Origin of the sequence: Pseudomonas sp. BN515 (assembly GCF_029873155.1) — a bacterium.
GTDB lineage: Bacteria > Pseudomonadota > Gammaproteobacteria > Pseudomonadales > Pseudomonadaceae > Metapseudomonas.
Map to the genome: position 1 here is coordinate 1 of NZ_SSOH01000086.1, position 18,504 is coordinate 18,504.

The 18,504-nt window shown below is 65.0% G+C and carries 14 protein-coding genes; 1 reads left to right on the forward strand and 13 read right to left on the reverse strand.

All coding sequences use genetic code 11. From position 1 onward, the window contains the following. Positions 1 to 260 precede the first annotated feature (260 nt). The 7 genes from fdhA to glyA form a co-directional block, all read right to left on the reverse strand. Entirely contained in the window at positions 261 to 1,460 is a 1,200-nt protein-coding gene (fdhA, locus tag E8E91_RS24150; protein ID WP_108240792.1) for a formaldehyde dehydrogenase, glutathione-independent, read from the reverse strand. A 182-nt stretch (positions 1,461 to 1,642) separates the two neighbouring features. Then, positions 1,643 to 2,506, reverse strand: a complete 864-nt coding sequence (purU, locus tag E8E91_RS24155) for a formyltetrahydrofolate deformylase (protein ID WP_280379438.1) — start codon at positions 2,504 to 2,506, stop codon at positions 1,643 to 1,645. Between the two features lie 133 nt (positions 2,507 to 2,639). After that, positions 2,640 to 3,269: a sarcosine oxidase subunit gamma family protein gene (gene soxG, locus E8E91_RS24160; RefSeq protein ID WP_280379440.1), complete on the reverse strand. Its 630-nt coding sequence runs from the start codon at positions 3,267 to 3,269 to the stop codon at positions 2,640 to 2,642. Beyond that, positions 3,262 to 6,279 (reverse strand): sarcosine oxidase subunit alpha, encoded by a 3,018-nt coding sequence (locus tag E8E91_RS24165; RefSeq protein ID WP_280379441.1) that lies wholly within the window; start codon positions 6,277 to 6,279, stop codon positions 3,262 to 3,264. The genes soxG and E8E91_RS24165 overlap by 8 nt, the downstream gene beginning before the upstream one ends. Continuing rightward, the gene (locus E8E91_RS24170) at positions 6,276 to 6,602 is read right to left on the reverse strand and encodes a sarcosine oxidase subunit delta (protein ID WP_044871165.1); all 327 of its coding nucleotides are present in this window, start codon (positions 6,600 to 6,602) and stop codon (positions 6,276 to 6,278) included. Before E8E91_RS24170 ends, E8E91_RS24165 begins: the two co-directional genes overlap by 4 nt. Positions 6,603 to 6,613: 11 nt before the next feature. Beyond that, on the reverse strand, positions 6,614 to 7,864 hold the full coding sequence (locus E8E91_RS24175; RefSeq protein ID WP_077520519.1) for a sarcosine oxidase subunit beta: 1,251 nt from the start codon (positions 7,862 to 7,864) through the stop codon (positions 6,614 to 6,616). A 15-nt stretch (positions 7,865 to 7,879) separates the two neighbouring features. Further along, a complete protein-coding gene (gene glyA, locus E8E91_RS24180) occupies positions 7,880 to 9,133 on the reverse strand; it encodes a serine hydroxymethyltransferase (protein ID WP_280379443.1) in 1,254 nt (417 codons plus the stop codon). 380 nt (positions 9,134 to 9,513) lie between these two features. On the opposite strand from glyA, the gene E8E91_RS24185 reads away from it, so the two are divergent. Then, on the forward strand, positions 9,514 to 10,533 hold the full coding sequence (locus tag E8E91_RS24185; protein WP_280379445.1) for a GlxA family transcriptional regulator: 1,020 nt from the start codon (positions 9,514 to 9,516) through the stop codon (positions 10,531 to 10,533). Between the two features lie 181 nt (positions 10,534 to 10,714). Here E8E91_RS24185 and E8E91_RS24190 read toward each other — a convergent pair whose 3' ends face one another. The 6 genes from E8E91_RS24190 to E8E91_RS24215 all read right to left on the reverse strand — a co-directional run. After that, positions 10,715 to 12,109: a cytosine permease gene (locus E8E91_RS24190; RefSeq protein ID WP_280379446.1), complete on the reverse strand. Its 1,395-nt coding sequence runs from the start codon at positions 12,107 to 12,109 to the stop codon at positions 10,715 to 10,717. 87 nt (positions 12,110 to 12,196) lie between these two features. After that, complete coding sequence (locus E8E91_RS24195; protein ID WP_280379448.1) at positions 12,197 to 12,979, reverse strand: creatininase; 783 nt, start codon at positions 12,977 to 12,979, stop codon at positions 12,197 to 12,199. Positions 12,980 to 13,094: 115 nt separating this feature from the next. Further along, entirely contained in the window at positions 13,095 to 14,438 is a 1,344-nt protein-coding gene (locus E8E91_RS24200) for an MFS transporter (RefSeq protein ID WP_190834306.1), read from the reverse strand. 294 nt (positions 14,439 to 14,732) lie between these two features. Then, entirely contained in the window at positions 14,733 to 15,944 is a 1,212-nt protein-coding gene (locus E8E91_RS24205; protein ID WP_280379451.1) for a M24 family metallopeptidase, read from the reverse strand. Positions 15,945 to 16,481: 537 nt separating this feature from the next. Next, positions 16,482 to 17,276: a helix-turn-helix domain-containing protein gene (locus E8E91_RS24210; protein WP_280379453.1), complete on the reverse strand. Its 795-nt coding sequence runs from the start codon at positions 17,274 to 17,276 to the stop codon at positions 16,482 to 16,484. A 4-nt stretch (positions 17,277 to 17,280) separates the two neighbouring features. Then, positions 17,281 to 18,504, reverse strand: a 1,224-nt coding sequence (locus E8E91_RS24215) for an L-serine ammonia-lyase (protein ID WP_280379455.1), incomplete at its 5' end; no start/stop codon positions are given.

Here is an 18,504-nt window from a genome sequence, read left to right on the forward strand (position 1 = left end):
CTTCGGCACCAGGCCAAACCGCCGGTGCGCACGGCGCACCCTACCCGATCGCCTTCATCCTGCCAGCCCAAGCAGTCGAATCGTCACAGGCAGAGCCGATGACTCATGACCACGTCCTCAGGACGTGGTTTCCCAAGTTCAAATGAATTCGCCCCCACAACAAGGCAGGCCTCGCCCAAATAAAAAAAGGGGCCCCGAAGGGCCCCTTGAGGGACAGACGCCACGGCTGTCACATCGCGGCGTCGGGGTATTGCAGTCGATCAGGCCGCGCTGAAGGTCTTGTGCGGGTCGATGACGAATTTCTTCGGTACGCCGGCATCGAACTCGCCGTAGCCGCGCGGGGCGTCGTCCAGGCTGATGACCTGCACGCCCACCACTTCCGCGATGTTGATGCGGTCCCACATGATCGCTTGCATGAGCGCGCGGTTGTACTTCATCACCGGGGTCTGGCCGGTGTGGAAGCTGTGGGATTTCGCCCAGCCGAGGCCGAAGCGAATGCTCAGGGCGCCGATCTTGGCGGCGGCATCCACCGCACCCGGGTCTTCGGTCACGTAGAGGCCGGGGATACCGATCTTGCCGGCCACGCGGGTGACCTGCATCAGCGAGTTGAGCACGGTGGCCGGGGCTTCGTGCTTGGCGCCTTCATGGCCGTGGCCGCGAGCTTCGAAGCCCACCGCATCCACTGCGCAATCCACTTCCGGCTCGCCCAGCAGCGCGGCGATCTGCTCGTGCAGCGGGGTGTCCAGCGACAGGTCGGCGATCTCGAAGCCTTGTGCCTTGGCGTGGGCCAGGCGGGCGGGGTTGAGGTCGCCGACGATGACGACTGCAGCGCCCAGCAGGCGGGCGGAGGCGGCAGCGGCGAGGCCCACAGGGCCGGCGCCGGCAACGTACACGGTGCTGCCCGGGCCCACGCCGGCGGTGACCGCGCCGTGGTAGCCGGTGGGCAGGATGTCGGAGAGGCAGGTCAGGTCACGGATCTTCTCCATGGCCTTGTCGCGATCCGGCAGTTTCAGCAGGTTGAAGTCGGCGTAGGGCACCAGCACGTATTCGGCCTGGCCGCCGGTCCAGTCGCCCATGTCGACATAGCCGTAGGCGCCGCCGGCACGGGCCGGGTTGACGGTCAGGCACACGCCGGTGTGCATTTCCTTGCAGGAGCGGCAGCGGCCGCAGGCGACGTTGAAGGGCACGGAAACCAGGTCGCCGATCTTCAGGTTCTCGACGTCGCTGCCCTTCTCGATCACCTCACCGGTGATCTCGTGGCCGAGCACGAGGCCGACCTGGGCGGTGGTACGGCCGCGCACCATGTGCTGGTCCGAGCCGCAGATGTTGGTGGAGACGACTTTGAGGATGACCCCGTGTTCGATCTTCTTGCCGCGAGGGTCCTGCATTTTGGGGTAGTCGATCTTCTGGACTTCGACCTTGCCCGAACCTAGATAAACGACACCACGATTACCAGACATGCGTAATTCTCCGTTGTTGTTGTGAACACAAAGGCGCGGCCATTGGCCACGCGGCCTTGCACTGGAGCTTGCATCTGTTGCCGGGAGCCGCTCGTGGAATCTGGCAGCGCGGTCCCCGCGAAAGTAGGGTGCGCCGTGCGCACCAATGGGTCCCGAAGGTGCGCACGGCGCACCCTACGGATTCAAGCGTTGAGCACCACCGTCCGGTTGGCGTTGAGGAACACGCGCCGCTCGATGTGATAGCCGACGGCCTTGGCCAGGGTCAGGCACTCAATGTCGCGGCCCTTGGCGACCAGGTCCTCGGGGTAGTGGGCGTGATCCACCGCCTCGACGCCCTGAGTGATGATCGGACCTTCGTCGAGGTCGTTATTGATGTAATGCGCCGTCGCCCCCACCAGCTTCACCCCCTTCTGGTAGGCCTGGTGATACGGCTTGGCGCCCTTGAAGCCGGGCAGCAGCGAGTGGTGGATGTTGATCGCCCAGCCATCGAGCTTCTTGCACAGCTCGGGCGAGAGCACCTGCATGTAGCGGGCGAGTACCACCAGTTCGGCACCGGTCTGCTCGATCACCTGCATCACGCGGCGTTCCTGGGCCGGCTTGTCGTTGGGGTCGAGGGGGAAGTGGTGGTAGGGAATCCCGTGCCAGCGGGCAAGGGGTTCCAGGTCCGGATGGTTGGAGACCACAGCCACCACGTCCATTTCCAGTTGGCCGATGCGCTGGCGATAGAGCAGGTCGTTCAGGCAGTGGTCGGCCTTGGACACCATGATCACCACCTTGGCGCGATAGCCCGGCGGCGTCAGCTCCACCTGCATGTCGAAGGGCGCCAGGCGCTCGTCCAGACCGGCCCGGAAGGCCTGCTCGTCGAAGCCATCCGGCTGGCGGAATTCGACACGGATGAAGAAGCGCGACGACAGCCGGTCATCGAACGAATGGTGCTCGGTGACGTAGCAGCGCTGCTCGAAGAGAAAGCGCGTCACCGCATCCACGGTACCGAGCACACTCGGGCATTGGGCGGTGAGAATCCAGGTATCGGGGGTGCGGCTCATATGCGGACTCCGATGTTTTATCTCCCCTCTCCCAGAGGGAGAGGGGCCGGGGGTGAGGGAAGGTCCGAGTGGCACGGGGTATCCCTCACCCCAACCCTCTCCTAGAGGGAGAGGGGACTATCCGTGCGTCCGGTCAGGCTTTCACCGCCAGGCCGTACTCCGCGCTGGCGTCCTGCAGCCACAGCCAGATGTAGTCGGAGAAGCTGCGGCGGATCAGCAGTTCCCAGGTGTCTTCGCCGGTGTGGCGAATCACCGCGCCGGCCTTGCCGAAGGTGGTGCCGACGGCCTTGCCAACCGGGAAATTGCTGGGGTGTACGTCGTAGACCGTGGACTTCATCAGCACGTCGCGGACATGGGGTCCGGAGAGCTCGACGAGGGTCTGGCCGCCACTGACGTTGACCACGGAGATGTGCTGGCCATCCAGCGCCTTGCGCAGGCGCTGTTCGGTCTCGAACTCCTGGCCGCTCGGCACGATGAGCAGCCACTCATCCGGGCCCAGCCACTGCAGCGAGGTATCGCCGTTGGCCACCAGGGTCAGGGCCACCGGCAGCTCCAGGCCGAGGGCGCTGTGCACGCCGCCGGAGAAGGCCGGGTCCTTGGCGTCACCACGGATCACCAGGTGGCCGAGGAGCTTCTTCTCGCGCAGGACCACGCCGGCGCTGCTCTTGCCCTTGCGCGCCAGCTCATCGAGGCCGGCGTGGTACAGCGGCGACTCGGCATGGGCGGCATCAGGACGCTGTTTGTAGACGTTCACGTTAGACATTCTGGCGATCCCCTTTCGGGTCATAGAACACGGAGCTGCAGATTTCGGCTTCGATGACGCTGCCATCGGCCAGCGGTGCGAACACACGCTCACCCATGCGCTTCAAGCCGCCCTTGACCACTGCCATGGCGAAGGAATAACCCATGGTCGCGCTCATGTAGCTGGAGGTGACGTGGCCGACCATCTTCATCGGGATGGACTGCTTCGGATCGAACACCAGCTGGGCGCCTTCCGGCAGCACCTTGTTCGGGTCGATGGGTTTCAGGCCCACCAGTTGCTTGCGATCTTCACGCAGGCAGTCTTCGCGGTTCATGCCACGCCAGCCGATCCAGGAGAAGGCCTTGCTGCGACCGACGCACCAGCCCATGTTCAGGTCGTCCGGGGTCACCGAGCCGTCGGTGTCCTGACCGACGATGATGAAGCCCTTCTCGGCCCGCAGTACGTGCATGGTTTCGGTGCCGTACGGGGTCAGGTTGTACTTCTTGCCCGCCTCGACGACTTTCTCCCACACGCCCAGGGCGTAGTCGGCCTGCACGTTCACTTCGTAGGAAAGCTCACCGGTGAAGGAGATCCGGAACACCCGCGCCGGTACGCCACCCACCAGGCCTTCCTTCCAGGTCATGAAGGGGAAGGCGTCCTTGTCCAGGTCGATGTCGGTGACCTCGGCCAGCAGCTTGCGGCTGTTGGGGCCGGACAGGGTCATGGTGGCCCAGTGGTCGGTGACCGAGGTGAAGTACACCTTCAGCTCCGGCCATTCGGTCTGGTGGTAGATCTCCAGCCATTCCATCACCCGGGCGGCACCGCCGGTGGTGGTGGTCATGATGAAGTGGTTCTCGCCGACGCAGGCGGTCACGCCGTCGTCGAAGACCATGCCGTCTTCCTTGCACATCAGGCCGTAGCGGGCCTTGCCCACGTCCAGCTTGGTCCAGGCGTTGGAGTACACGCGGTTGAGGAACTCGCGCGCATCCGGGCCCTGGATGTCGATCTTGCCGAGGGTCGAGGCGTCGAGGATGCCCACGCTGTCACGCACGGCCTTGCACTCGCGGGCGACCGCTGCGTGCATGTCTTCGCCGCGCTTGGGGAAGTACCACGGGCGCTTCCACTGGCCGACGTCCTCGAATTCCGCGCCCTGCTCCAAGTGCCAGCGCTGCATGGCGGTGTAGCGCTTGGGCTCGAACAGGTGGCCGCAGTGACGGCCGGCAACAGCGCCGAAGGTCACCGGGGTGTAGTTCGGGCGGAACATGGTGGTGCCCATCTCGGTGATGCTGATGCCCATCGAACGGGCGGCGATGGCCAGACCGTTGATGTTGCCCAGCTTGCCCTGATCGGTACCGAAGCCCAGCGCGGTGTAGCGCTTGACGTGCTCGACCGACTCGAAGCCTTCACGGGTGGCCAGTTCGATACCGGCGGAGGTGACGTCGTTCTGGAAGTCGACGAACTGCTTCGGCGCACGGGAAGTGGACTTGTCGTGGGGCACCTGGAACAGAGCCACCGTGGCCTCTTCCTTGCGCTTCTCGGTCTTCGGCAGAGTGCCTTCGACCTTCTTGAAGCCGGCTTCGGCAGCGGCCTTGGCGCCCGCTTCGAAACCATCGGCCAGGGCGTCGCCCAGACCGAACACGCCATTCACCGCACCAGCGCAGATGCGCTTCTGGAAGCCTTCACCAGGCACGAAGGCGAGGATGTCTTCACGCCAGATCGGCTTGCCGCCCAGGTGGGAAGCCAGGTGCACCACCGGGCTGTAGCCGCCGGAGCTGACGATCAGGTCGCACTCCACCACTTCGCCGGGGCTGGTGACCTTGTGGCCCTTCAGGTCGATGGCGCAGATACGGGCGCCAGTGACGCGCTTGCTGCCACGGGCCTCGACCACGGCGCTGCCGGTGAGGATGCGCACGCCACGAGCGCGGGCTTCTTCCACCCAGGCACCACGCGGGTTGCTGCGGGCATCAGCCACGGCCACCACCTGCTGGCCGGCGTCGAGCCAGTCCAGCACCACGCGGTAGGCGTAATCGTTGTTGGTGGACAGCACCAGCTGGCGACCCGGCGCCACGCCGTAGCGGTTCACATAGGTAGAGACGGCGCCGGCAAGCATGTTGCCCGGCACGTCGTTGTTCGAATACACCAGCGGACGCTCGTGGGCGCCGGCGGCCAGCACCACGCGCTTGGCACGGACGCGATGGACGCGGTGACGGGCCTGGCCATGGGGCGCGACTTCGCCCAGGTGATCGGTCAGGCGCTGGTGGATGGTGAGGAAGTTGTGGTCGTGATAGCCGTTCACCGTGGCGCGCGGCAGCAGGGTCACTTCCGGCAGCTTCTCCAGCTCGGCGATGGCCTTGGCCACCCACTCCGACGCGGGTTTGCCGTCCAGGGTCTCGCGGGTATCCAGCAGGCTGCCACCGAACTCTTCCTGCTCGTCGGCGAGGATCACACGGGCGCCGCTACGGCCAGCGGCCAGGGCGGCGGCGATACCGGCAGGACCGGCGCCGACCACCAGCACGTCGCAGTACTGGTTCATGTGGTCGTAGATGTCCGGGTCGACTTCCAGAGGCGCACGACCGAGGCCGGCGGCCTTGCGGATGTACTTCTCGTAGGTCAGCCACAGGTTCTGCGGATACATGAAGGTCTTGTAGTAGAACCCGGGCGGCATCATGCCGCCGCCGACCTTGCCGAGGATGCCCATGACGTCGTTGTTCACGTTCGGCCAGCCGTTGGTGCTGTTGGCGACCAGGCCCGCGTAGAGCGCCTGCTGGGTGGCACGCACGTTGGGCACCTGGGAGGCTTCGGTGGAACCGATCTGCAGCACGGCGTTGGGCTCTTCCGCACCGGCGGCGACGATGCCGCGCGGACGGGAGTACTTGAAGCTGCGGCCGACGATGTCGACGCCGTTGGCCAGCAGGGCCGCGGCCAGGGTGTCACCGGCAAAGCCCTGATAGTTCTGGCCGTTGAAGGTGAAGGTCAGCGATTGGCTGCGATCGACGCGGCCACCCTTGGGAAGGCGATTGACCTGGCTCATGCCGTTACTCCTGCGGTCGCGGCTTTCTTCTCGCCGACGTTGGCCTCGGTGACAGTGGGTTTCTCACCGATCTTGTAGGTTTCGAGGATTTCGTAGCTCACGGTGTGGCGCGTGGCGTTGAAATACTTGCGGCAGCCGGCCGAGTGCACCCACAGCTCGTGGTGGATGCCGCGCGGGTTGTCGCGGAAGAAGATGTAGTCGCCCCACTCCTCGTCGGTGCAGGCGTTCGGATCCAGGGGGCGCGGGATGTGCGCCTGGCCCTTGGCGTGGAATTCCTCTTCGGAGCGCAGCTCGCCACAGTAAGGACAGAAAATGTGCAGCATGGCGATTCTCCTTAGTGAGCCACGGCAGCGGCGCCGTGCTCGTCGATCAGTGCGCCGGTATGGAAACGGTCGATGGAGAAGGGCTTGGCCAGCGGGTGCATCTCGCCACGCGCCAGGCTCGCCGCGAAGACGTGGCCCGAGCCCGGGGTGGCCTTGAAGCCGCCGGTACCCCAGCCGCAGTTGAAGAACAGGTTCTTCACCGGGGTCTTGGAGATGATCGGGCAGGCGTCCGGGGTGGTATCCACGATGCCGCCCCACTGACGGTTCATGCGCACGCGGGAGAGGATCGGGAACATCTCCACGATCGCCTGCAGGGTGTGCTCGATGGTCCCGTAGGAGCCGCGCTGGCCGTAGCCGTTGTAGCCGTCGATACCGGCACCGATGACCAGGTCGCCCTTGTCGGACTGGCTGATGTAGCCGTGCACGGCGTTGGACATGATCACGCTGTGGATGATCGGCTTGATCGGCTCGGACACCAGGGCCTGCAGCGGGTGGGATTCCAGCGGCAGACGGAAGCCGGCCTGCTTGGCCATGTGGCCGGAGTTACCGGCGGTGACCACGCCGACGCGCTTGGCGCCGATGAAGCCGCGGTTGGTTTCGACACCGATCACCGCGCCATCCTGCTTGCGGAAACCGAGCACCTCGGTGTTCTGCAGCAGATCGACGCCCAGGGCGTCGGCGGCACGGGCGTAGCCCCAGGCCACGGCGTCATGGCGGGCCACGCCCCCACGACGCTGAACGGTCGAACCCATGATCGGGTAACGGGTGCTCTTGCTGCAGTCGAGGAAGGGAATCTCCTCGGCTACCTGGCGAGCGTCCAGCAGTTCGCCATCCACGCCATTCAGGCGGTTGGCGTTGACCCGGCGAGCCGAGTCACGCATGTCCTGCAGGGTGTGGCAGAGGTTGTAGACGCCACGCTGGGAGAACATCACGTTGTAGTTCAGGTCCTGGGACAGGCCTTCCCACAGTTTCATCGCGTGCTCGTACAGCTGCGCCGCCTCGTCCCACAGGTAGTTGGAGCGGACGATGGTGGTGTTGCGCGCAGTGTTGCCGCCGCCCAGCCAGCCCTTCTCCACCACCGCGACGTTCTTCACGCCGAATTCCTTGGCCAGGTAGTAGGCGGTGGCCAGGCCGTGGCCGCCACCGCCGACGATGATCACGTCATAGACCGGCTTCGGCGTTGGGTTGCGCCACATGCGTTGCCAGTTTTCGTGGTGGCTCAGGGAGTGCTTGAACAGACCGAAGCCGGAATAACGTTGCATGTTCGGACTCCTGGATTAGCGGTAGACGGGGAAGTCGGCGCAGAGGCCGGCGACCTGCTTGGCCACCTGGGCTTCCACGTCGGCATCGCCGAGATGGTCGAGGATGTCGCAGATCCAGCCGGCCAGCTCGGTGCTCTGGGCTTCCTTGAAGCCACGGCTGGTGATGGCCGGGGTGCCGATGCGTACGCCCGAGGTCACGAAGGGCGACTGCGGATCGTTCGGTACGGCGTTCTTGTTCACGGTGATGCCCGCGCGACCCAGGGCAGCGTCAGCCTCTTTGCCGGTCTTGCCCTGCTTGATCAGGCTGACCAGGAACAGGTGGTTGTCAGTGCCGCCGGAGACCACGTCGTAGCCGCGCTTGATGAATACGCCGGCCATGGCCTGGGCGTTCTTGATCACCTGGGCCTGGTATTCCTTGAAGCCGGGCTCCAGCGCTTCCTTGAAGCACACCGCCTTGGCGGCGATCACGTGCATGAGCGGGCCGCCCTGGGCGCCGGGGAACACGGCGGAGTTCAGCTTCTTCTCGATCTCTTCATTGGACTTGGCCAGGATCAGGCCGCCACGCGGACCGCGCAGGGTCTTGTGAGTGGTGGTGGTGACCACGTCGGCGTAGGGCAGCGGGTTCGGGTACAGGCCAGCGGCGACCAGGCCGGCGACGTGGGCCATGTCGACGAACAGCAGTGCACCTACCTTGTCGGCGATGGCGCGGAAGCGCGGGAAGTCGAGGGTCTTGGAGTAAGCGGAGAAGCCGGCAACGATCATCTTCGGCTTGTGCTCGACGGCCAGGCGCTCGACTTCGTCGTAGTCGATCAGGCCGGTGGCGGTGTCCAGGCCGTACTGCACGGCGTTATAGAGCTTGCCGGAGGACGACACCTTGGCGCCGTGGGTCAGGTGGCCGCCGTGGGCCAGGCTCATGCCGAGGATGGTGTCACCGGCGTTCAGCAGGGCCAGGTAGACGGCGCTGTTGGCTTGCGAGCCGGAGTGCGGCTGGACGTTGGCGTAATCGGCGCCGAACAGCTGCTTGGCGCGGTCGATGGCCAGCTGCTCGACCTTGTCGACGAACTCGCAACCACCGTAGTAGCGCTTGCCCGGGTAGCCTTCGGCGTACTTGTTGGTCAGGCCGCTGCCCTGGGCTTCCATCACGCGCTTGCTGGTGTAGTTTTCCGAGGCGATCAGCTCGATGTGGTCTTCCTGACGGTGCTCTTCTTCCTGCATCGCGCTGAACAGTTCGTCGTCGTAACCCTGGATCTGGTCTTGCTTGCTGAACATCGATGATCTCCTGCGACAACCCGCTGTCGTCTCTGTTGTTTTGGGGGCTTGGCACCTGCCGCTGCAATACGGTCGGTGCCAGCCTGTTGCGGCCGATTGTGCGAGTTAGTCCGACACCCCGTTTGCCTGTTTGCGACGTGTAAATGCCCAAACTTGCCCAGGCAGCGACGGAAAACTGTTCGATTACCGAAGACCTCTCCGCCAACCCCCGGATATCGCTCAGGGACGCCGCTGATGCGGGCCTGGAATGGGTGTAAGCTGGACTCCGGCGCTGGCCTGCTCCCGTGCCGCAGAACAATAAAAAGACAGAACTGCATTTCGACTTCTGCCTCACCCGCCAATACCCAAAAACGACAGTCGATGCAGTGGAGGAAGAACCCATGGCTGTTGCGAACCTTGCGGCGCCGTCCGTCGACGAAATCCAGGCCCAGTCCCGGCCGCATGCAGTGAAGACCTTCGGTTTCCTGCTGATCCCCAACTTCACCACTATCGGATTCGCCTCGGCGATCGAGACCCTGCGCATGGCCAACCTGGCCGCCAAGCGCCCCCTGTTCCGTACCCTGCTGATCGCCGCCGACCACGAACCGGTGCAAGCCAGCAATGGCATGCGCGTGGTTCCCGACCACAGCCTCGAGGACGCGCCCACGCTGGACGCCCTGTTCGTCGTCGGTTCCAACCCCATGCCGTCCCGCTACGACCGCCGCCTGCTCAACTGGGTACGCAAGCTGTCCCAGCACGACGTGGCCCTGGGCGGCATCTGCACCGGCAGCCACCTGCTGGCCAGCGCCGAGCTGCTCAAGGGCTATCGCTGCACGGTGCATTGGGAAGACATCGAGCAGGTGAAGGACAAGTTCCCCGGCATCGTCATCTCCAACCAGCTGTTCGAGCTGGATCGCGATCGCTACACCTGCTCCGGCGGCACCGCGTCCATGGACATGACCCTGCAGCTCATCGCCCGCGAGCCGGGCGGCGTGGAGATCGCTACCCGCGCCGCGGAACTGCTTCTCTGCGACCGCATGCGCGGCGCCCGCGAGCAGCAACGCGTTCCACTACGGCAGAAGCTCGGGCACGCCCAGCCGAAGCTGAGCCAGATCGTCGCGATCATGGAAGCCAACCTGGAGGAACCGCTGGAACTGGAAGAACTGGCCCAGCTCAACGAAGTATCGGTACGCCAGCTGGAACGGCTGTTCCACAAGTACCTGGACCGTACCCCCAGCCAGTACTACCTGGAACTGCGCCTGAACCGTGCCCGCGACCTGCTGCTGCGTAGCGAGTCCCAGGTGCGCGACATCGCCCTGGCCTGCGGCTTCGCCTCGCCGGCGCACTTCTCCAAGTGCTACAGCCGCTTCTTTGGCCATTCGCCGCGCGGGGAGCGCAAGCAGAGTCCGTTGCATCTGTAGGGGCGAATTCATTCGCCAAGGGCGGCGAAGCTGCCCCCTGCAGCCCCCGATGGCAGACCTGCGGCCTGCTGGGCGAATCAATTCGCCCCTACAAGCCCGCTTCACCTCTTCTGCCAAAACGCGCCAAAACAAAAACGCCGCCCTCCTCTCGGGGGCGGCGTTTTCTATTCCGTCCTTTGAATCAGGCGTCCCGCTCGACACCTCCGCTGAGCGCTACCACCGGCTTCTTCGCCAGCAGCCAGTAAGCCAGGCCGGACACCAGGATGGCGGGGAAGCTCGCGGTGATCTGCTCCGCCACGTCCTTGAACACATGGGCCAGGACGAAGTAGACGGCGAAGCCCACTACCAGGGAGGCGATCCCTGCCATGTTCCAGCCATTGCTGCCGTAGTAGGCGCCACCGGCATCGGCGAACAGGTCACGGTCGGACAGGCGCTTGCCCCGCACGCAGAAGTAGTCCACCAGGATGATGGTCCAGAGCGGGATGAAGATGCCGCCGATCACGCCGAGGAAGGTCTCGAAGTAATGCAGGAAAGAATCGAAGCCCATCGGCACGAAGCACAGCACCAGTTGCAGCACGACGATGATCGCCAGCGCCTTCTTCGGCGTGAGGCCCTTGAAGGCGCCGAGCAGGCCCATGCCCGAGCCGTAGAGCACTGTCACGTTGGTGCTCACGGTAGCGAAGATCAGCACCAGGAACGACACCATGCCGAGGCCAAGGGTCGCCAGCGTGGAACTGGGATCTGAGTTGTTCGGGTCGACGAAGCCGCTCTGCAGCGCCACGCCGATGGCACCGACGGCGCCGATGACCATGAACCAGCCCTGGCCGATATTGAGCCCCAGCCAGCTGCCCACACTGGCCGCCGTCCCGGTCTTGGAGAAGCGCGAGAAGTCCGCCACCTGCGCCCAGGTCCAGGAGAAGCCGAAGGCCAGGTCGATGAAGAAGGCCACGCTGTGGGTCGGCGCCGCCACCTTGAACTCCATGATCTGTTTCAGCTCCCACTGCGACAGCACCACATGGGTCACCCAGGCGCCCAGCACCAGCAACAGGATGCCTGCCACGCGCTCCAGGTAGCGGATCGCCTCATGCCCGAGGAAAGTGATCACCCCTTGGGCCACAGCGGTCAGCAGGATACCCAGGACCATCGGACCGGTTGACCCTGGCTGGCCAAATGTCGGCCAGCCAAATGCCGCGCCGAAGACATGGCTGAGGGAAATGGCGGCAATGAAGCTGTTCACACTGGGCCAGCCGATCAGCACCAGGAACTGCGCAATGCCAGTCAGGCGTGAGCCCTTGGTGCCCAGCGCCGGGCGCGAAACCACGGCCGTGCTGGCGCCATAGCGGTAGCCGATGTAGGCCACCACCGCCCAGGGGATCATCATCAGCGGCAGCCAGAGCAGGCTGTATTGCAGGACGAAGACCATGCCCAGCGCGGCGGCCATGCCGCCGAAGAACCAGGAACCGGTGTTGATGCCGGAGCCGAACCAGGTCCAGACCGTGTCGACGAAGCCGTAGCTGCGTTCCTCGGGCTTGATCTGGCTGAGCCCGTACTCTTTGTGTGCGTCAGAATTGGACATAGCTGAAACTTCCTCGCGGACCGCCGCGGCGGTCCCTTGTTGTAGTTGTGAAGTCGCTTGTTCTGTTCGGGGTGACGCAATGCCGGGTCAGGCGCGCGGGAACTCCTGGGTGATGGCGTCGGCGATGCCCTGGACGCAGACCTCGAGGATCAGCCCGCCCTTCTCCCGGCTGGCGGTCTTCGCCGACGACAGGGTGCCCGGCGCCGGGGTGCGCGTCGGGTCCACCGGGAACACGTCGTAGGGCGGGAAGGTCGCGGGCGGGTGATCGACGACGCGCTCCAGGTCCACAAGGTCCGGGTACAGGGCGAGCATCAGCGAGGTCTCGAAGACACCGCCGTGCTCGATGTCCCAACCGAGGAAGCCCTCGGGATAGAGCTGCTGGATCACCTCCGGGTCCTTCACGAAATCCCAGTAGGACAGCACCACCACCTTGAAGTCATGGATACCGGCATAGCGCAGCTCACGCAGGGCGAGGTCGATGCCCTCGACGATGAACATCGAGTTCTCGTAGTGGCCGTTCATCAGCACCAGGCGGCGCACGCCGTGACGCGCCAGCTCGCGGATGATGTCCTGCACCGTGCCGGTGAGGGTGGCACCGTCCAGGCTGGTGGTACCGGGGAAGTGGTTGCCGCCGCCGGACTTCTGCTGGGACTTGTAGCCGTATTGCAGGCCCGGCAGCACCAGCGCACCGATGCGCTCGGCGACGCGCTGGCACACCGCCGTGGGCAGCAGGACATCCACGTTCATGCACATGTGGTGGCCATGCTGTTCCAGGGCACCGACCGGCAGCATCAGCACGCAGTCACCTGCCGCGACACGCGCCTCGTACTCCTTCCAGGTCAGCTCACCTACGAAAACACTCTTGCTCATCGAAATACTCCAGGAATCTTCGGCGCCAGACGGACTTCCGCTCATGACATTGCATCAGAAGTGAATGGCGGGTTTTTGTACGTATCCGACCCGAAGTTGGCAGGATCGCCAGTGGTCAGTCGTCTGCCAGGGCCCGGTGCGCCGTCTCGCTGATGCAGAGCATCGCCAGCAGGGCCACGGCCGCTGCCGCCACCAGCATCCAGGCAGGGGCGAGCTTGTCGCCGGTCTGGCTGATCAGCCAGGTGGCGATGAAGGGCGCCGTCCCGCCAAACAGGGCGTTGGCCGTGTTGAAGCTGAAGGCGAAGCCGCTGTAGCGCACCCGCGTCGGGAAGACCTCGGCGAGGAAGCACGGCAGGGTGCCGTCGTTCATCGCCAGCATCAGGCCGAAGGCAATCTGGATCAGCAGGATGAAGACGAAGCCCTGCCCTTCCAGCAGGCCGAACAGCGGCACCGTGAGCCCGAGGAACAGCAGGGACGCGGCGATCAGCATGGTCTTTCGGCCGAAACGGTCGGACAGCTTGCCCATCAGGAAGATGAAACCGATGTAGGTCGCCAGCGACACGGTGGACGCCAGGAAGGAGTCGGTTTCGGTCATGCCCATCTCGGTGGAGAGGTAGGTCGGCATGTAGCTGAGGATCAGGTAGAAGGCCACCGCGTTGAGGCAGGTGACGCCAATGGCCACCAGCACTTTCTTGCGATGCACGCCCATCAGCTCACGGATCGGCACCTTGTGCCCGGCTTCCTTCTGCTCCATCGCCTGCTCCATTTCGCGGAACTTGGGCGTGTCCTGCAGGTGCAGGCGGATATAGCGGCCGATCAGCCCCAGCGGCGCCGCCAGGAGGAACGGGATGCGCCAGCCCCAGCTGTGCAGTTGCTCGGTATCCAGCTGCGAATAAAGCAGCGCCGCGAACAGCGAACCGAACAACAGCCCCGCCGCCGTGCTGGCCGGCACCAGGCAGGTGTAGAAACCGCGCTTGTTGTCGGGCGCGTACTCGGCGAGGAAGGCTGCCGCGCCGGCGTATTCCCCCGAGGCGGAGAACCCCTGCACCAGGCGAATCAGCAGGAGCAGCAGCGGCGCAAACATGCCCACCTGGGCGTAAGTCGGCAGCAGCGCGATGCAGAAGGTGGCGCCGGACATGATGAGGATGGACAGGGACAGGGCGTTACGCCGGCCGTAACGGTCGCCGATATGGCCCCAGACGATGCCGCCGATGGGGCGGACGATGAAGGAAATGGCGAACACCGCGAAGGCCGCCAGCAGGCCGGTGGTCTTGTCGGTGGCGGGGAAGAACACCACCGCGATCACCGCAGCCAGGTAGCCATAGGCGGCGTAGTCGAACCACTCGACGAAGTTGCCCATGAAGCTGGCGGTCGCTGCGCGACGGAGGGTGCTGCGCTCGCTGCTGGCCATCTGGCTGCCGGCCTGGCCGTAGGCCAGGGTCTGGTTGGAAAGGCTCATCGGGCACCCCCTTCGCTGGGGAAATGCGCCTGGATGCCTGGAGTATGGACGGGAGCGTCCCGACCGTCGTTGCAGCACACTGAGTCGGCCGCTCCCCAGGGGAGCGTTCCTGCAATAAACCTGACCATTGCCTGTACCTCTATTGTTATGTCGTGTAGTTCGGCAGCGGGTAGTCAAAAGGCGGCGCGTGCGCGGGGTCTGGGCCCCGTGAATGCCGCGCGTCGATTCTTGTTGTGGTGATGCGTGAAACCACGGCCCGCGCAGGAGGTCGGCTCTGCGCGGGCGTGGGCTGGATCATTTACGGATGATGTTTTTCTCCGGGCCGTAGGGGAATTTGGTGATGTTCTCGGCACCGCTCTCGTTGACGATCAGGATGTCGTGTTCGCGATAACCGCCGGCACCCGGTAGGCCTTCCGGCAGCATGATCATCGGCTCCATGGACACCACCATGCCCGGCTCCAGCACGGTGTCGATGTCCTCGCGCAGTTCCAGACCGGCCTCGCGGCCGTAGTAGTGGCTGAGGGTGCCGAAGGAGTGGCCGTAGCCGAAGGTGCGGTACTGCAGCACGTCGTGCTTGAGGAAGATCTCGTTCAGCTCGCGGGCGATATCGCTGCAGCGCGCACCGGGCTTGATCAGCTTGAGGCCGGCTTCATGCACCTCGACGTTGACCTGCCACAGACGCAGGTGGTCGTCCGAGCAATGGTCGAGGAACAGCGTGCGCTCCAGGGCGGTGTAGTAGCCGGCGATCATCGGGAAGCAGTTGAGGCTGAGGATGTCGCCCTTGTTGACCTTGCGGGTGGTCACCGGGTTGTGTGCGCCGTCGGTGTTGATGCCGGACTGGAACCAGGTCCAGGTGTCCATCAGCTCCACGTCCTCGAAGGTGTCAGCAATGGCGCGGACCATGGCCTGGGTGGCGTGCAGCGCCACTTCGTATTCCGGCACCTGGTCACGCAGGGCTTCGACCACCGCCGCGCCACCGATGTCGGCGATGCGTGCGCCATGACGGATCATCACGTGCTCTTCGGCGGACTTGATCATGCGCATACGCATGCAGGCGGCGGCCACGTCCACGAGCTCGGCGTCCGGATAGCGCGCGGCCAGCTTGTCGCGGTTCTGCAGGTTCAGGTGGTCATGTTCGATGCCAATGCGGCGGGCTTTCGGCAGCGCCTGCTGGATGGCGACGAAGTAGTTATCGCGCTGCCAGTCGGTGTAGACGATGTTGTCGGTGCCGACGGTGCGGCGCCACGGCTGGCCGCCGTCGATGTTGGCGCTGATGCTGATGACGTCGTCCTGGGTCACCACCAGCGCGTAGGGACGGCCGAAGGAGCAGTAGAGGAAGTCGGAGTAGTAGTTGATGTTGTGGTACGAGGTGAAGATCGCAGCATCGATGTTCTCCGCCGCCAGATGGGCGCGCAGCTTGGCTTGGCGATTGGCGAATTCCTGGGCGGAGAAGGTGGATTTGACCTTGTCGCCGTTACGGATGCGGAGCGTCTTGGGCATTTGCATGGCGGTGAACCCTTGTTGTTTTCCACTGACTCGACACACCGGGCTGGTGGGCCGTTGGAAAGCATTGCAACAGAAGCCCCCTGCCACTTTTTGTACGAATCCGACCCGAAGTTGGTCAGATCCGCTGGGGTGGCTTGGTTGCGATCCGAGGTGTCTTTGGTGACTGCGAGCGGGGGATTGGGCACCCTCACCCCCGGCCCCCGCTCTGCGCCCCAGCCTGATCGCTTCGCGCTCAGTCGTTCATCGGCACCGGAAGCGGTGCTTCCGAAAGCGTGCCGCTTCACCCCGGAGGGAGAGGGGTGACTCAGGCTGGATGCGACGTGCCAAGCGCGCACGGACTGCCCCCTCTCCCTCTGGGAGAGGGTTGGGGTGAGGGAAGGTGGGCTGACTCAGGCTTGCCGGCTGGCGCGAACCGCTTTTCTGTAGGGGCGAATTCATTCGCCCCTACAAGGGATGCGCCACTCACGCCCCACCAAAAAAACAGGCCCGAACCGTGCTGCCAGGCACGGGCGGGCCCGAAGGTGGTGTCACTCGGTATCAGTGCATGGCGCTGCGGCAGAGCTGCGGCTTGTCCAGCCGCTCGTTGCTGGGCGGAATGCCGAAGTGCTCGCGGTAGCACTTGGAGAAGTTCTGCGGGGAAAGGAAGCCGCAACCGGAAGCCACCTGCACCACCGGCATCGCGGTCTGGCGCAATAGCTGGCGGGCGCGAAGCAGGCGCAGCTTCAGGTAATGGCGCGATGGCGAGCAGCGCAGGTACTTCTGGAACAGCCTTTCCAGCTGGCGACGGGACAGCTCGACGAAGCTGGCCAGGTCGTCGAGGTCGAGGGGTTCCTCCAGGTTCGCCTCCATCAGCGCGATCACCTCTCGCAGCTTGGGCTGGGCGCTGGCCAGCGCCTCGCGCAGGCTCATCCGGCTGGCCCAGGCCGGAACATTTTCGCCGCACGGAAGCAGACCGGCTTCGACCAACAGTGTGCGGGCAGATTCCAGCGCGCCCAGCTTCACGCCCTGGGCGGCCAGATCGCGGAGTTGTACGAGCAATCCGGCGTGAACGGGCGGAGCACCGTCGCCACCGCAGAGGATCAGGGCGTCCAGCCCACATGCCTCGGCGACGCTACCTTCGGCCGTCAGCTGCATGCCGTTGCCGGCGCGCACCGGGTTGCCGTCACAGGTCAGGATGCACCAGCGATAACGGCCCGCGCCGGGCTGCTGGTTGGCCAGGCGCAGCGGTTCGAGTGAACCGGCCAGGGCGATCAGGCTGAAGCCGTCCAAAAGCAGAAAGCCGATGGATTCGAAGCGGTGTTCGGACGTTGGCAGGGCTTGATAGGCGGTCATGGCATCAGCACTCCACGGCACTCACGGCCAGGCCACCGCGCGAGGTTTCCTTGTACTTGTCGTGCATGTCGGCGCCGGTGTCGCGCATGGTGCGGATCACCCGGTCCAGCGAGATGAAGTGCTCGCCGTCGCCGCGCAAGGCCATCTGCGCCGCGTTGATCGCCTTCACCGCGGCGATCGCGTTGCGCTCGATGCACGGCACTTGCACCAGCCCGCCCACCGGGTCGCAGGTCAGCCCGAGGTTGTGCTCCAGGCCGATCTCAGCCGCGTTCTCCAGCTGCGCCGGGGTCGCCCCGAGCACTTCCGCCAGGCCAGCGGCGGCCATGGCACAGGCCGAGCCCACTTCGCCCTGGCAACCCACTTCGGCACCGGAGATCGAGGCGTTCTTCTTGCACAGGATGCCGACGGCGGCGGCGCCGAGGAAGAAGTGCACCACGTCGTCGTCAGTCGCCTCGGGATTGAAGCGCATGTAGTAGTGCAGCACCGCCGGGATGATCCCCGCTGCACCGTTGGTGGGCGCGGTGACCATGCGCCCGCCGGCGGCGTTTTCCTCGTTCACCGCCAGGGCGTAGAGGTTCACCCACTCCATGGCGCTCATGGTGCTGCCGATCACGTTGGGCTTGCCCAGCTCCTGCAGGCTGCGGTGCAGCTTCGCGGCACGGCGACGCACGTTGAGCCCGCCGGGGAGGATACCTTCCTCGCCCATGCCGTTGCGCACGCATTCCTGCATGGCGTCCCACAGTTTCAGCAGGCCAGCGCGGATCTCCGCCTCGCTGCGCCAGGCCTTCTCGTTGGCCAGCATCAGCTCGGAGATACGCAGGTTGTGGCGCTGGCAGAGTTCCAGCAGTTCTTCGGCACTGGAGAAGTCGTAGGGCAGCTTGGTGGCGTCCTGGTCCAGCTGGCCGGACTTCGCCTGGGCCTCGTCGACGACGAAACCGCCGCCGATGGAGTAGTAGGTGTCGCGGTGCAGTTCGCCGCCCTCGCCTTCGACGATCAGGGTCATGGCGTTGGGGTGATACGGCAGGTTCTCGTCGAGCAGCAGCAGGTCGCGCTGCCAGTCGAAGGCGACCGGGTGGCTGCCGTCCAGCAGCAGTTCGCGGGAGGCCTTCAGCGCCTCGATGCGCGGGGCGATCTGTTTCGGGTCGACCTGGTCCGGCCATTCCCCCATCAGCCCCACCAGGGTGGCGCGGTCGGTGCCGTGGCCGACACCGGTGGCCGACAGCGAGCC